We start from the raw sequence: 13,906 nt of genomic DNA, 5'->3' as shown, positions 1-13,906 counted from the left end.
CCGGATCCGGGCCCGCGGGTCAGGCCTGCAGCGCCTGCTCCAGATCGGCGAGCAGATCCGCGATGTCCTCCAGACCCACCGAGAGGCGCACGACCTCGACGGGCACGGCCGCTTCGGTGCCCCGCACCGAGGCGTGCGTCATCGCGTCGGGGTAGTTGACGAGGGACTCCACGCCGCCGAGCGACTCCGCGAGCTGGAACACGTGCGTCGACTCGGCGAAGCGGCGGGCGGCCTCGCCGGATTCCAGCGCGACCGAGACGATGCCCCCGAAGCCCGACATCTGCCGCGCCGCGAGCTCGTGCCCCGGGTGCGACGGCAGTCCAGGGTAGTAGACGCGGGCGACGCCGGGATGCCCGTCCAGGAACTCGGCCACGGCCTGCGCGTTCTCGTTGTGCTGGCGCATCCGCACCGGCAGCGTCTTGATGCCGCGCGTGGTCAGCCAGGCGTCGAACGGGCCGGACACGGCCCCCACCGCGAACTGCAGGAAGCCGATCTTCTCCGCGAGGGCGTCGTCGCGCAGCACGACCGCGCCGCCGACGACGTCGGAGTGCCCGCCCAGGTACTTCGTGGTGGAATGCACGACCACGTCGGCGCCGAGTTCGAGCGGACGCTGGAGCGCGGGGGTCGCGAAGGTGTTGTCGACCACGACGACGGATCCGGCCTCGTGTCCGATCGCGGCGAGCGCGGCGATGTCCGAGATGCGCAGCAGCGGGTTCGACGGCGTCTCGACCCACAGCACGCGAGGGGCTTTGGCGGCCACGGCGTTGCGCACCGCGTCGGTGTCGCTCATGTCGACCACCTGCACGGTCACCCCCCAGGCGCCGAGCACCCGCGAGATGAGCCGGAACGTGCCGCCGTAGACGTCGTTGCCGAGCAGCACGTGGTCGCCCGGCTGCAGGATCGCACGCAGCAGGGTGTCCTCCGCGGCGAGGCCGGAGGCGAAGGAGTAGGCGTGCGTGCCGCCCTCGAGCGCGGCGAGCTGCGCCTGCAGGGCGTCCCGCGTCGGGTTGCCGCTGCGGCCGTACTCGTAGCCCTGGCGGAGCCCGCCGATCCCGTCCTGCACGAAGGTCGTGGACAGGTGCAGCGGCGGGATCACCGCCCCCGTGTACGGGTCGGCGGCCTGACCCGCGTGGATCGCGGCGGTGGCGGTCTTGTCGGTCTCGATGGTCATGATCGGATCCCTCCGGGTCGGTCGTTCGCGCCGGCCTCGGGGCCGGCGTGGTCGGTCAGTACGGATGCAGTCGGCACGTCGAAGCCGTGCGCGGTCATCCAGCCGTCGTCGTAGAGCTTGTCGAGATAGCCTCGGCCGTGGTCGGGCAGCAGCACGACGACCACGTCGTCCTCCCCCAGGCCCTCCGCGACGCGGAGCGCCGCCACCACGGCCATGCCGCTGGAACCGCCGACGAGCAGCCCCTCCTCGCGGGCGAGCCGCCGGGTCATCGCGAACGACTCCGCATCGGAGATCCGCTCGTAGCCGTCGACCACGGCGGGATCGAACGTGGACGGCAGGAAGTCCTCGCCCACCCCCTCGACGAGGTAGGAGTGGATCTCGCCTCCGGAGTAGATGGATCCCTCCGGATCCGCCCCGATCACCCGCACCCGACCCTCGCTGGCCTCCTTGAGGTAGCGGCCGGTGCCGCTGATCGTGCCGCCCGTGCCGATGCCCGCGACGAAGTGCGTGATCCGGCCGTCGGTGTCGGCCCAGATCTCGGGGCCGGTGGACTCGTAGTGCCCGCGCGGACCGTTCTGGTTCGCGAACTGGTTCGGGTTGAAGGCCCCGGGGATCTCACGGGCGAGCCGGGCGGCGACGGAGTAATACGACTCGGGGTGCTCCGGCGGCACCGAGGTCGGCGTGACGACCACCTCGGCGCCGTAGGCCCGGAGCGTGGCGACCTTGGGCCCGTCGAACTTATCCGGCACGACGAAGACCATGCGATAGCCGCGCTGCAGCGCGATCAGCGCCAGGCCGACCCCGGTGTTGCCGCTCGTGGCCTCGACGATCGTGCCGCCGGGCCGGAGCAGCCCGTCGCGCTCGGCGGCGTCGACGATGGATCGGGCGATGCGGTCCTTCGCGGATCCGCCGGGGTTGAAGTACTCGACCTTGGCGAGCACGGTCGCGCGGATCGGCCCGCGGTCGGCGGTCGCACCGACGATGGAGGAGAGACGGACGAGAGGCGTCGCGCCGACGAGATCGGCGACGTGGCTGGCATAGCGCACGGAAGGTGTCCTGAACGGTGATCGCGCACGAGGCGCGGGCTGTCTGTGGTCGTCGAAGGAGCGCGGATCGCGCTCAGAGACAACAACGACAGGTCAGGGCCACGCTGTCAACCTAACACCCTGGCTTCGAAGCGCGCAAACAGCTCCCTCCGCACCCGGAATCGGGTCATCTGCGCGCTTCGAACCGGGAGGCGGGGTCACTCCAGGAGAGTAAATCCCGACTCGTAGCGGGTCTTGCCGAGCGCCGCCATGATGATCTGCAGGAAGCCCATCGCCTCGAGCTCCCTCGCGCGGGTCAGGGGTCCCACATCGACGGCGCGCATCCCCGCCGCCTCGATCAGCGCCGCGACGGCCATCTTCGCGTCGGCGTAGTCTCCGGCGAACAGGACGGTCGTGCGCGTCGTGCCGTTCGTGCCCGACACGAGGGTGTCGCCGAGGTTGACGTTGAACGCCTTGACGACGGAAGCCCCTTCGGGGAGCGCCCTGGCGAGTTCGCCCGCGGTCGACGAGTCCGGCGGGGACGTCAGCGCGTCGTACGTGGAGAAGTCGATCGGGTTGCTGATGTCGATGACGACCTTCCCCCCGAGTCGGTCCCGGTAGTGACCGAGGACACTCGAGTACGCCCCGGAGGGGACGGCGAGCACGACGAGGTCCCCGGTGAGCTCGTCGCCGATGACGCCGTACTCGAAGCCGGGACGCGCGGCGGACGTGCTCGTCGCGCTGCGCTTGAGGATCTGGATGCCCGCGCCCGCGCGGGAGGCGACTTCCGCGATCGCCGCGCCCATCTTCCCGCTGCCGATGATGCTGATCGAAGTCATGCGAACTGGACCTTCCGGAATCGAGTGAGTGCTTGTTCTGCCACCTTCTGCGCGTCGTAGTCGAACACCGCGCTCCGGCGGAAATCCCGGCCGACGCGGATGTCGGCGTCGCGCTTCGCAAGATCCGCGAACTCGTTCTGCGCATCGAACATGGCGCCCGCCCTGCGCGATCCGTTCTGCAGGATCGCCGTGCGCTGCATGCGTACCGCGGTGTAGCGGCGGAAGGCCTCCGGGATATCCGAGACCTCATCCGCAGCCGCGAGGAAGGTCGCGAGGGCCATGCTGTCCTCGATCGCCTGGCTCACGCCCTGCCCCTGGTGGGGCAGCATCGTGTGCGCCGCGTCGCCGAGCAGCGTGATGGCCCCTCGGGACCAGTCGGTGAGCGGCTCGTGGTCGAAGAGGCCCCACCAGAAGGTCCGGTCGATGAGCCCGATGAACTGCTGGAGCTTCGGATCCCATCCGTCGCCGGCGAACTCCGCCGCGAGCTCTCCGACCTCCGCGGGCCCCGACCACGGCCCGTGCAGCGGCCGGTCGCTCGGGATCCCTGCGACGAAGTTGATCAGCTTCCGCTGCTGCAGCGGATAGCACATGAAGTGCCTGCCGTCGCCCATCCAGACCTGGCTGATCATGGGCCAGTCCGCGGGCAGGCGGGACGCGTCGACGACGCCGCGATAGACGAGGTACCCGGAGTAGACCGGCTCAGGGAACTGCCCGACGGCCTTCCGGACGACGGAGTGGATCCCGTCTGCACCCACGACGGCGTCGAAGACGTCCTCCGCACCGTTCTCGAACCTCACGCGGACACCGGAGTCCACCGTCTCCACCGCGCTCAGGCGATGGCCGAGGCGGATGGTCTCCGGATCGATCTCCTGCGCGAGGGCGTCGATGAGGTCCGGCCGGTACATCCCGATGTTCTGATACCTCTTGGCCGAGTCCTCCCATGCGGCGTCGGTGACCATGCGGCCCATGGCGTCCTGGTAGACGCCGTGCCCGTCCGGGACCGCCCCTGCGCTCTGGATCCGATCGAGCACACCGAGTCTGTCGAGGACGCGCGAGGCGTTCGGCGCGATCGTGACGCCCGCGCCCACCTCGCCCAGCGCACCGGCCTGCTCGAACACGGTGACCTGGACCCCGGCGATCCGCGTCAAGGCGATCGCCGCCGTGAGCCCGCCCATCCCCCCGCCGATGATCCCGATCCTGGTGGCGTGACTGACCATTTCTCCTCCTTGATAGACGCGTGCAGAAACGTGGCCGGCGTCAGCGCTTCCCGGCGAGTTCGCCGACCGGCGCCCCGGCGGCCTCCCTCGGGGTGAACATCGTGGCGCCGCTCGCCTGTTCGGCCTCGTGGTCCGGTCCGAGCGGGATGCCGCTGCGGTCACGCAGGCACAGGGTCGCCGCTGCTCCCAGAAGGGTGGCGAAGAGCAGGTAGCTCGATACCGCGGTCGTGGTGCCCGTGGCGCCCAGCAGCATCTGCGCGATCATCGGGGCGAACGCTCCGCCCAGCACCGCGCCGAGCGCGTAGGTGATCGACACCCCCGAGAAGCGGATGGAGGCCGGGAAGATCTCCGCGTACCAGGCGGCCAGCGGCCCGTAGGTGAGACCGAGGCCGGTCGAGATCAGCAGCAGCGCGGCGTAGAGACCCGGCAGCCCTCCGGCGTCGACGAGCCAGAAGATCGGGAAGACGATCACGGCCTGCAGGGCGAATCCGATGAGGAAGGTGTTGCGCCGGCCGATCGCGTCGGCCAGATAGCCCGCGAGGAGCGTGGAGAAGAACCAGACGGCGGCGGCGAAGACCGCGGCGATCAGGACCGCTGTGGTGTCGATGCTCTGCACGTTGATCGCGTAGCTGTTGAGGAATCCGCCCGTTGTCATGTAGCCGAGCGCGCCGTTGCCCACGAACACGAGAGCGGCGAGGATCACCAGGTGCCAGTGGCGCTTGAACAGCGTCACGATCGGGAGGCTCGCCTGCTTGCCACGCTTCGCGATCTCCGCGAACACGGGGCTCTCCTCGACCGAGCGACGGATCACGAAGCCCACCACGATGAGGATCACGCTCGCCAGGAACGGCACTCGCCAGCCCCACTGCAGATACGCCTCCCCGGGAGAGACGACACCGGTCATGAGCGCTGTCATGCCCGAGGCGAGCAGGAAGCCGAGCGGGACTCCGAGCTGAGGCCAGGAGCCCGCGCGACCGCGGCGATTCGCCGGCGCGTGCTCGACGGCCATCAGTACTGCGCCGCCCCACTCGCCGCCTGCAGACAGGCCCTGCAGGATGCGGAGCAGGAGCAGGCAGATCGGTGCCGCGATGCCGATCTGGGCGAAGGTCGGCAGCGCGCCGATGAGCGTGGTCGCCGCGCCCATGAGAACGAGCGTGAGAACGAGCATCGCCCGCCGTCCGATCACATCGCCGAAATGCCCGGCGAGGAACGCGCCGAGCGGGCGGAAGAGGAAGGAGATGCCGACCGTGGCGAACGACAGCAGGAGCGCGATCTCCTTGCCCGCGGGCTGGAAGAAGAGCTGCGCGAACACGAGCCCTGCGCTCGTGGCATAGATGAAGAAGTCGTACCACTCGATCGTGGTGCCGATGATCGTGGCGAAGGCGATCCGTCGCTGAGAGGCGCGATCGCCGGGGGCAAGAGCGGAGGTCATGGTTGTCCCTAACGTCATTGTTCTCCCTCCGTCGAGGAGGGTTCGGGAAGCGGGTCCTCTCATCGTGAGACACCCTTGTCTGCGTGTAAATCGCAGTTATGCGCGGATATAGTTCCAGTGAACTGAAGAAATCGCCCGAGGAGGACGGCCGTGGCCGATGTGAGCCTGAGGCAGCTGGAGCTGTTCGCCGCCCTGCCGAACTTCCCGACGCTGAGCGCCGCTGCCGCCCATCTGCACATCTCGGAGTCCGCGCTGTCTCAGGCCATCACGAGCCTCGAGAAGGCCGTGGGCGAGCAGCTGTGCGTCCGTCGCAAGGCGCGCGGCCTCACCCTGACGCCGACGGGCCAGGAGTTCGCCGAGCACGCCCGCAGGATCATCGCCGACACGCAGGAGCTCGTCCTGCGTGCCGGCCGGGGCGAGGAACTGCGGGGGCCGGTGAAGCTCGGCTGCTATGCGAGCTTCGCCACGAACGTGGTCCCCGAGCTCCTCGAGGGCTTTCCGAAGCGGCACCCCGGCGTGCGTCTGGAGATCATGGTGGGAACGAACGAGGAGCTGCTCTCCGCGCTCGAGGCCGGCCGCCTCGACGCCGCCCTCGTGTTCGACGTGTCCCTGCCGGTCGGATATCGCCGGCGCAGGATCTACGCGACCGAACTCGAGGTCCACCTGCACCCCGACCATCCGCTGACGAAGGCCGACGCCGTGGACCTTGCGGATCTCGCCGACCAGCCCTGCATCCTCTATGACGCGGCCCCGAGCATCCGCAATGTGACGGACGCCTTCGCTGCCCGCGGGCTCGAGCCCCGCATCGAAGTCCGGGTCACGCAGATCAGTCTCGTCGAGGCGCTCGTGGGCCGCGGACTGGGCTACGGGCTGCTCATGTCTCGCCCGAACATCATCCCGATGAGCAGCGAGGGCCGCCCGATCATCATCCGGCCGCTCGATCCGCCCGTGACGCGCTCCCACGTGGTGGGGATCTGGCCCGCCGACATGAATCTCACCCCGCGCGCCTCGGCCCTCCTTGACTTCGCCGTGGAGAAGCTCGGGGCCTAGGCCCGGAGCAGCGCGTCCTCGAGGGCGACCCAGCCGAGCATCGCGCACTTGACGCGGGCGACGTAGCGGGAGACACCGGTCAAGGCAGCCGCGTCGCCGTACACGTCCTCGTCGAGCTCGATCGCGCCGCGGGAGCGCAGCGCCTCGCGGAACCCGTCGATGAGCTCCGCCGCCTCCGCCCGCGAGTGACCGATCACGAGTTCGGTGAGCATCGACGCGGACGCCTGCGAGATCGAGCAGCCGGATCCCTCCCAGCTCACCTCGGTGATGCGCTCACCGTCGTCGGAGACCTGGGCGCGCAGAGTGATCTCATCGCCGCAGATCGGGTTGCGCTGGTGCGACTCAGCCGTGTGCGGGTCACCCTCGGCACCGAGCAGCCCTTTGCCGTGCGGGCGCTTGGAATGGTCCAGGATGAGCTCCTGATACAGGTCCTCGAGGCCGCTCATTCGACCACCTCCTGCTCCTCGGCGGATCCGGAGACGCCGAAGAATGCGCGCACCCCGGAGACGGCGTCGAGCATCCGATCCACCTCGTCCGCCGTGTTGTAGAGAGCGGCCGAAGCGCGCACCGACGCGGTCACGCCGAGGCGCGCGTGCACGGGCGCGGCGCAGTGGTGCCCGACGCGCACGGCGACGCCGCGGGAGTCGAGGAACTGGCCGACGTCGTGCGCGTGCACCCCGTCGACGACGAAGGACTGCAGGGCCACCCGCTCCGCACCGTCCGCGGCGCCGAGCAGGCGAACGCCGTCGATCGCGCCGAGCCCCGTGCGCAGACGCTGCTCGAGCTCCTGCTCGTGCGCGTGCACCGCGTCCATTCCGAGACCGTCGAGGTACCGTACGGCCGCGGCGAGCGCGATCGCCTGCGACACCGGCTGCGTGCCGGCCTCGAAGCGCTGCGGCGGCGGGAGGAACTCGGTGCGCTCGAACGTGACGCGGGTGATCATCGAGCCGCCCGTGAGGAACGGCGGCAGCGCCTGGAGCACCTCGCGGCGTCCGTACAGCCCGCCGATCCCGTAGGGACCCTGCATCTTGTGGCCGGAGAACACCGCGAGATCGACGCCCAGGCCGGGCAGGTCGAGCGGAAGATGCGGCGCGGACTGGCACGCATCGAGCACGGTGAGCGCGCCGACCTCGCGCGCCAGAGCCACGACCGAGGCCACGGGGTTGACGATGCCGAGCACGTTGGAGACCTGCGTGAAGGCGACGACGCGCGTGCGGGATCCGATGACCTCCGCCGCATGGTCGAGGTCGAGGGATCCGTCGTCGCGGATCCGGATCACGCGCAGGACGGCACCCGTGCGGGCCGCGAGCTCCTGCCACGGCACGATGTTCGCGTGGTGCTCGGCCTCGGTGACGACGAGCTCGTCCCCCGGCTGCAGGGCGAAGCGGGCGCTCTCCGGCAGGCCCCGGCCGGCCGTGGCGTTGCCGATCGCGTAGGCCACGAGGTTCAGGCCCTCGGTGGCGCCGTGCGTCCACACCAGGTCGTCGGCGTCCGCGCCCACGAATCCGGCGACGGCGGCGCGGGCGTCCTCGTAGAGCTCGGTCGCCTCGGCCGCGAGCGTGTGCGCGCCGCGGTGCACTGCAGCGTTCGAGTGCTCCAGGAAGTCCCGCTCGGCGTCCAGCACGACGCGGGGCTTCTGGCTCGTCGCAGCGGAGTCGAGGTACGCCAGTGGGGCCCCGTTCACGGATTCGGCGAGCAGGGGGAAGTCGGCGCGGGCGGCGGCCACATCTAGGGCGGGAGAACTCACATATCAACGCTACGTCAGTGCGGGGCGCCCGGGACCCGTCCTTGCAAAGCGGGGCTCGACCGGGTGAAGCGATGGGAAACACCCGCACGCGCCTCTGGACAGATCCATCCCCGGGACATAGCTTGTGCGGTAAGCCGGTATATCGGGGGGGTATCCATGCGGGGTCGTGCGCGGTCGCACCGGGGATTCATCCCCGGTGCGGTCGCGGGCGGGGTCCTCGCCCTCGGCTGGGTGGTGCTGTCGATCGCCTTCGGATCCGGATCCGCCCAGGCCGCCGAGGCCGTTCCGCCGTCTCCGCCGAGCCTCCTCGGCGCGGTTCAGAGCACGATCGTCGAGACGCCTGCCACCGTGCAGAGCACCCTCTCGGCGGTGCAGGCCACGGTCGCCGAGGCGCTCCCGGCGCCGGCCGCCGTCGACGCACCGACCCCCGCACCCGCCGCGGAGGCACCCACCGCCCCCACACCCCCGCTCGCCCCCGCCGCCGAAGAGCCCGCCGGTCCGCTGGTCGCTCCGCTCGTGCGTGCGATCACCCCGGTCCTGCAGGACGTCGGCCAGACCGCCGGCGCTGCGATCGACGTGGTCGCGACCACCACGGACACCGTCGCCCCGACGCTGAGCCCTGTGCTCGCGCCCGTCGATGCGTTGCTGCGCCGCGTGCCCGCGACGCTCGACACCGTGACGGCCGTGCTTCCGCGGATCGCCGTCTCGCTCGACGACGCCGTCAGCGCCGTGACCGAGGCAGTGCGCGGTCCGGCCACCACCGTCGCGCCGCCGACGACGACGGCTCCCGGCGGGCATCCCGCCGTTCCGGAACTCCGCGGCCTGCCGGATCCCGTCTCCGCGGCATCACCGCCCGCTGCGCCCCCGTCGACGCAGGATCACGGGCAGCGCGCGCTGCCCGGGACGGACCACGCCGTCGATGCGGTCGCGATCTCTGCGCCCGCCACGGTGACAGCACCCGGTGCCCCCGCGCAGCAACCGCCGGGCGACCCCACCTCCGAGTTCGGCATGCCCGGAGCCGGCTCCGCCTCGGGTGGCAGCGCGAGCGATGTGCGGCTGTTCGGCACCGTCTCCTCGACGTCGGCGGGCGCCGGCCTGCTGGCCGTCCGCTCCGTATCGGCAGGCGACGACCGCCTGCCGACCTCCCCCGTCGCAGACCACGACTCCTCTCCCGACTGAACGGGGCACAGCCGCCCCCAGGACGGCACGTGTCATCGCGCATACGCGCAATCCCCAGATCAGAAGGAAAGAGACCATGAATCGCATCGTCAAGCGCGCCCTCTGGGGTGCGCTCCTCGCGGGCGGGATCACTCTCGCCGGCGCGACAGCGGCACACGCCGCAGAGGCGCCGCCCAATGGTGCCGGCTGCCGCTGCGATACCGTCAAAAGCACTCTCACCACAGTCACGAATCTGCTGAGCGGCCCCTGCGGCCCGTCGCCCGGCGCCGGCGGCGGAGGACGTGCTTCGGGCGCCGCCGGCGGCGGAGTCCAGGTCGTGTCCCCCGAGACGCACGGTCCGAACGAAGCGGCGCGCGCCCTGCGCGCTTCCTCAGCCGCGAAGCAGGGCTCGCTGGCGCAGACCGGGTATTACGACCCGTTCCTGCTCGTCTCCGGCGTGGTTCTGCTCGCCGCGGGCGCCGCGATGAGGTTCCTCGAACGCCGCTGAATCACGGGACGGAGGACCGCCTTGCCCGGAGGGCGGTCCTCCGCACACTCTGCCGACCTCCTGCCCGGCGCGGGTCGGCGGTCGGTGCGGCAGGCCTCGCTACGGGCTTTCCCCACCCTCCGCCCTCCAAGGCCCGCATGTGCACGGTCGCGCCGCTAGGGTGAGCCCATGACCCCCACCGTGGAGACTCCGGCAGGCCTCGGCCCCGGTGCGGCGGGAGCCCCCGCCCGTGCGAAGACCGCCGGATCCGGCCAGCCCCTGCGCGACTACCGCGTGCATCGCTACGTCAACGCGTTCTGCCCGACGTGCCACGAAGAGGATCCGGATCGACCGCTCGCCGACGTCCGCCGGCTGAGCGGGTGGCTCGCGGTACGCGGCGATCGCGTCTGGCTGGAGCGCGGCTGCCCCGAGCACGGGTTGCAGCGCACGATGTACGACGAGTCGGCCGAGATCCTTACCTACCTCGAGCAGTGGACCGCGCCGACGAAGGTGCACGAGCCCGACCTCACCGGGAACTTCAAGCCGGTGCCCTCGGCCTACGAGGACGGCCTGCCGGAGATGCAGACGCAGCACACCTGCATCCTGCTGGAAGACCTCACCGACCACTGCAACCTGCGCTGTCCCACGTGCTTCGCGGAGTCCAGCCCTGCGGCGAGCGCCATCGCACCGCTCGCCGAAGTGCTCGCCTCGGTCGACGCGCGGCTGGCGCGCGAGAACAATCGCATCGACGTGCTGATGCTCTCCGGCGGTGAGCCGACCCTGTACCCGTGGCTCGAGCAGCTGCTGGAGCACCTCGTGGCACGCCCCGTGGTGCGCATCCTGCTCAACTCCAACGGTCTGCGCATCGCGCAGGACGACGCGCTCGTCGCGACGCTCAAGAAGCATCGCGAGCGGGTCGAGGTGTATCTGCAGTACGACGGCGAGAGCGCCGAGGCCTCCGCCTATCACCGCGGGGCGGACATCCGCCGGTTCAAGGAGCGCGCACTCGCCCGCCTCAGCGAGGCGGGGGTGTTCACGACCCTCACGATGACCGCGGCCCTGGGCGTCAACGACGGCGAGATCGGCGCCGTGATCCGCCGCGCCATGGAGACGCCCTACGTGGGCGGCGTCACGATCCAGCCCGTCTTCGGATCCGGCCGGTCGGCGGGCATCGACCCGCACGACCGCCTCACGCACACGGGCGTGCTGGCACGGCTGGCGCCGCAGACCGACGGCGAGGTCACCTGGCAGGATCTCACCGCGCTGCCCTGCAGCCACCCGCACTGCTGCTCGGTCGGCTACCTGCTCAAGGACGACTCCGGATCCTGGAACTCGCTCACCAAGCTCGTCGGCCACGACCGGCTCAAGGAGTTCCTCGACCTGAACCCCGACCTGATCGCGAACCGGATCGCCGACAGCGGCATCAACCAGAAGCTCAAGGACTCGGTCAAGCAGTCCCTGCTCGACCTGCTCAGCGAGCAGTCGTCGCTGTCGCACCCGTCGATCGGATCCCTCTGGAAGGACATCTGCACGGGCTGCGATCTCGGCATCGGCACGCTCACGAAGCTCGCCACCGCCGCACTGCCCGGTCAGCACAAGCGACTGCGCCAGTTCCTCGGCGAGCGCGTCAAGCGCATCACGGTCAAGCCCTTCATGGACATCAACACGATGATCGAGGAGCGCCTCACGCAGTGCTGCGTGCATGTCGCAACCGTCAACGAAGAGACGTCGGCCCACCAGTGCGCCCCGTTCTGCGCGGTACAGGCGTGGGCGCCGCTCTCCCGCACCCGCATCTCCACGGCGACCGGATCCGCAGGCGCCCGGGCGGCAAGAGCGACCTCCGAAGCCGGTGTCGATGCCGGCGACCGCACGCGGCTTCCACTCTCGGTGGGGCACTGAGCCATGTCATCGGGGGGCGATGCACAGCGCGACGTGTTCCGAACTCAGTCGGAGACGGCGATTCCCGCGCGCCCCGCCGCCGCAGCGCCCGAATCGACTGAGTTCGGAGCAGTCGACGCCGCTGACTCCGCCACTGGCCCCGCCCCGCTCGACCTGTCCGCCCTGAACCGCTATGACGAGGCGGTCGGATCCGCCGCCCCGCCCTTCGATCCGCTGCGGCTGTGCGTGTTCACGACGGTCGCGCTCATCGCGTGCCTGCTCGGCCCGATCGCGGTCCTGGGCTTCGCGCTCATCGCCATCGCCGGATACGCACGCGCCCGCCGTCAGGGACTGCTGCGATCGAAGTGCAAGCTCGGCGACACCCGTCTCGTGCTCGCGTATCTCTCCGTGCTCGCCGTGCTCGCCGCCGTCGCGACCCCGTTCTGGGTGATGTTCTGGATCGGGCGGTTCTGATGTTCCCGACGCTGCAGGATCTGCTCGGACCGTGGGCGCCTCCGCTCGAGACGCACGGCTTCTTCGTCGCGCTGGGACTGGGTGCGGCGGGGATCGTGTTCCTCATCGAGCGTCGCCGACGGGGCGTCACGGACCCCCGGGTGGCGTATCTCGTGCTCGGTGCACTGCTGGGCGCGGCGATCCTGAGCCGCCTCGGCACGTGGGCTCAGCACATCGACCTCACGAAGAATCGCGACCTCGTCTCGCAGCTCACGCACGGCAACGCCTCGATCCTGAGCGCCCTGGTCGGCGCCTGGCTCGGCGTGCACGTGGCGAAGAAGATCGTCGGATACCGGGACCGCAGCGGCGACCTGTTCGCGCCCGCAGTCGCGATCGCGATGGCGATCGGGCGCTTCGGCTGCCTCTTCACGGAGCGCCCCGGCACCCCCACCGGCGCAGGCTGGGGCATCGTCCTGGATCCTGCCGCGGCCACCAGGGTCGGATCCCCGGCGGGCGTGCCGCTGCATCCGAGCTTCGTGTACGAGATCGCGTTCCACGCGGCGGCGTTCTGCGTGTTGTGGTTCTGGCTACGGCATCGCGACATCGCCGCCGGGGAGACCCTGACCCTCTATATCGCCGCCTACGGGATCTTCCGCTTCTTCGTCGAGTTCGTACGCGGCAACGACATCGCCTGGATGGGCCTCTCCCGCCCGCAGCTCTTCCTGATCGTCACGATCCCGCTCCTACTCGCCCGCATCGTCTGGAAGGCGCGACGCGGCGCCTTCCCTCTCATCCCCAGGAGGACCCCCAGTGAACAACACGCCTGACCTCCCCGCCGGACCGGATCCGGAAGAGTCGCCGGCGCCACCGGAACCGGGTGCACCCACGGGCCCGACGGAGCCGCCGGCGCACCCGGGAACGCCGACGCCGCCCGCACCGCCGGTCCCGCCGATGCCACCGGTGCCCCTGGCGCCACCGCTCACCCCGTCCGCGCCGCCTGCGCCGGTTCCGCCGCCGGGTCCGGTGGCACCCGCCGGCCCGCCCCCGGGAGCCCCGACTGGCGGGGCCCAGCCCGCCCCAGAGGGCTACCCCGCAGCCCCTGGTGCCCCGGGAGCACCCGGCGGCTACGCCGCGTACGTCGGCCAGCCCGGCGCCGCACCCCGCTCCGGACTGAGCTTCGGGGCCGGGATCGGCATCGGCACCGCGGTGGGCTGCGGATCCATGCTTCTCGCCCTGGTCCTGTTCTTTGCCCTCGCCAACCTCGGCATGGCGTTCTCGATCGGCGCGCTCGTCCTGCCGCTGGTCCTCGGCGCCGTGCTGCTCATCTGGTCGAAGACCAGGGGCATCGGCGTCGGTGTGCTCATCATCTCCGCGGCGGCCTGGCTCGTCGTGATCGGGCCCTGCCTGGGACTGCTCAACGGGGCCTGATCCGCACGGCGCGCCTCTGGT

At 70.7% G+C, this 13,906-nt stretch carries 14 protein-coding genes; 7 read left to right on the top strand and 7 right to left on the bottom strand.

Translation table 11 applies throughout. The features are described from left to right. Positions 1-19: 19 nt before the first annotated feature. The 5 genes from ACFC1J_RS10330 to ACFC1J_RS10310 all read right to left on the bottom strand — a co-directional run bounded on the left by ACFC1J_RS10330 (position 20) and on the right by ACFC1J_RS10310 (position 5,684). Positions 20-1,171: a cystathionine gamma-synthase gene (locus tag ACFC1J_RS10330; protein ID WP_375905101.1), complete on the bottom strand. Its 1,152-nt coding sequence runs from the start codon at positions 1,169-1,171 to the stop codon at positions 20-22. Then, positions 1,168-2,217, bottom strand: a complete 1,050-nt coding sequence (locus ACFC1J_RS10325; RefSeq protein ID WP_375905098.1) for a pyridoxal-phosphate dependent enzyme — start codon at positions 2,215-2,217, stop codon at positions 1,168-1,170. The genes ACFC1J_RS10330 and ACFC1J_RS10325 overlap by 4 nt, the downstream gene beginning before the upstream one ends. Before the next feature lie 197 nt (positions 2,218-2,414). Then, on the bottom strand, positions 2,415-3,035 hold the full coding sequence (locus tag ACFC1J_RS10320) for an NADPH-dependent F420 reductase (RefSeq protein WP_375905095.1): 621 nt from the start codon (positions 3,033-3,035) through the stop codon (positions 2,415-2,417). Then, positions 3,032-4,252 carry an FAD-dependent monooxygenase gene (locus ACFC1J_RS10315; RefSeq protein ID WP_375905092.1) on the bottom strand — a complete coding sequence of 407 codons (1,221 nt, stop codon included), beginning with the start codon at positions 4,250-4,252 and terminating at the stop codon, positions 3,032-3,034. The genes ACFC1J_RS10320 and ACFC1J_RS10315 overlap by 4 nt, the downstream gene beginning before the upstream one ends. 40 nt (positions 4,253-4,292) lie before the next feature. Then, positions 4,293-5,684 carry an MFS transporter gene (locus ACFC1J_RS10310; RefSeq protein ID WP_375905090.1) on the bottom strand — a complete coding sequence of 464 codons (1,392 nt, stop codon included), beginning with the start codon at positions 5,682-5,684 and terminating at the stop codon, positions 4,293-4,295. Positions 5,685-5,834: 150 nt separating this feature from the next. On the opposite strand from ACFC1J_RS10310, the gene ACFC1J_RS10305 reads away from it, so the two are divergent. After that, positions 5,835-6,734 carry a LysR family transcriptional regulator gene (locus ACFC1J_RS10305; RefSeq protein ID WP_375905087.1) on the top strand — a complete coding sequence of 300 codons (900 nt, stop codon included), beginning with the start codon at positions 5,835-5,837 and terminating at the stop codon, positions 6,732-6,734. Here the strand turns inward: ACFC1J_RS10305 and sufU are convergent. Further along, on the bottom strand, positions 6,731-7,180 hold the full coding sequence (sufU, locus tag ACFC1J_RS10300) for a Fe-S cluster assembly sulfur transfer protein SufU (protein WP_375905084.1): 450 nt from the start codon (positions 7,178-7,180) through the stop codon (positions 6,731-6,733). The two genes, ACFC1J_RS10305 and sufU, sit on opposite strands and share 4 nt — an antisense overlap. Further along, on the bottom strand, positions 7,177-8,481 hold the full coding sequence (locus ACFC1J_RS10295; RefSeq protein WP_375905081.1) for an aminotransferase class V-fold PLP-dependent enzyme: 1,305 nt from the start codon (positions 8,479-8,481) through the stop codon (positions 7,177-7,179). Before ACFC1J_RS10295 ends, sufU begins: the two co-directional genes overlap by 4 nt. A gap of 156 nt (positions 8,482-8,637) precedes the next feature. On the opposite strand from ACFC1J_RS10295, the gene ACFC1J_RS10290 reads away from it, so the two are divergent. The 6 genes from ACFC1J_RS10290 (at position 8,638) to ACFC1J_RS10265 (ending at position 13,885) form a co-directional block, all read left to right on the top strand. Continuing rightward, entirely contained in the window at positions 8,638-9,660 is a 1,023-nt protein-coding gene (locus ACFC1J_RS10290; protein ID WP_375905078.1) for a hypothetical protein, read from the top strand. A gap of 76 nt (positions 9,661-9,736) precedes the next feature. Beyond that, positions 9,737-10,147, top strand: a complete 411-nt coding sequence (locus ACFC1J_RS10285) for a hypothetical protein (RefSeq protein ID WP_375905075.1) — start codon at positions 9,737-9,739, stop codon at positions 10,145-10,147. A gap of 168 nt (positions 10,148-10,315) precedes the next feature. Beyond that, on the top strand, positions 10,316-12,025 hold the full coding sequence (locus tag ACFC1J_RS10280; RefSeq protein ID WP_375905072.1) for a radical SAM protein: 1,710 nt from the start codon (positions 10,316-10,318) through the stop codon (positions 12,023-12,025). 33 nt (positions 12,026-12,058) lie between these two features. Beyond that, on the top strand, positions 12,059-12,478 hold the full coding sequence (locus ACFC1J_RS10275; protein WP_375905069.1) for a hypothetical protein: 420 nt from the start codon (positions 12,059-12,061) through the stop codon (positions 12,476-12,478). After that, the gene (locus tag ACFC1J_RS10270) at positions 12,478-13,284 is read left to right on the top strand and encodes a prolipoprotein diacylglyceryl transferase (RefSeq protein ID WP_375905066.1); all 807 of its coding nucleotides are present in this window, start codon (positions 12,478-12,480) and stop codon (positions 13,282-13,284) included. Before ACFC1J_RS10275 ends, ACFC1J_RS10270 begins: the two co-directional genes overlap by 1 nt. Positions 13,285-13,408: 124 nt before the next feature. Then, a complete protein-coding gene (locus ACFC1J_RS10265; protein ID WP_375905063.1) occupies positions 13,409-13,885 on the top strand; it encodes a hypothetical protein in 477 nt (158 codons plus the stop codon). Positions 13,886-13,906: the final 21 nt, after the last annotated feature.

This window comes from Microbacterium sp. NPDC056052, assembly GCF_042266785.1.
Lineage (GTDB): Bacteria > Actinomycetota > Actinomycetes > Actinomycetales > Microbacteriaceae > Microbacterium.
The sequence above is the reverse complement of the archived record's forward strand: the minus strand, read 5'-3'. Positions and strand labels throughout refer to the sequence as shown.

Coding starts and splice junctions, on each gene's coding strand:
- ACFC1J_RS10320 (WP_375905095.1), bottom strand. CDS start 3,035: ATGACTTCGATCAGCATCATCGGCAGCGGGAAGATGGGCGCGGCGATC.
- ACFC1J_RS10310 (WP_375905090.1), bottom strand. CDS start 5,684: ATGACCTCCGCTCTTGCCCCCGGCGATCGCGCCTCTCAGCGACGGATC.
- ACFC1J_RS10285 (WP_375905075.1), top strand. CDS start 9,737: ATGAATCGCATCGTCAAGCGCGCCCTCTGGGGTGCGCTCCTCGCGGGC.
- ACFC1J_RS10330 (WP_375905101.1), bottom strand. CDS start 1,171: ATGACCATCGAGACCGACAAGACCGCCACCGCCGCGATCCACGCGGGT.
- sufU (WP_375905084.1), bottom strand. CDS start 7,180: ATGAGCGGCCTCGAGGACCTGTATCAGGAGCTCATCCTGGACCATTCC.
- ACFC1J_RS10280 (WP_375905072.1), top strand. CDS start 10,316: ATGACCCCCACCGTGGAGACTCCGGCAGGCCTCGGCCCCGGTGCGGCG.
- ACFC1J_RS10315 (WP_375905092.1), bottom strand. CDS start 4,252: ATGGTCAGTCACGCCACCAGGATCGGGATCATCGGCGGGGGGATGGGC.
- ACFC1J_RS10265 (WP_375905063.1), top strand. CDS start 13,409: ATGCCACCGGTGCCCCTGGCGCCACCGCTCACCCCGTCCGCGCCGCCT.
- ACFC1J_RS10270 (WP_375905066.1), top strand. CDS start 12,478: ATGTTCCCGACGCTGCAGGATCTGCTCGGACCGTGGGCGCCTCCGCTC.
- ACFC1J_RS10290 (WP_375905078.1), top strand. CDS start 8,638: ATGCGGGGTCGTGCGCGGTCGCACCGGGGATTCATCCCCGGTGCGGTC.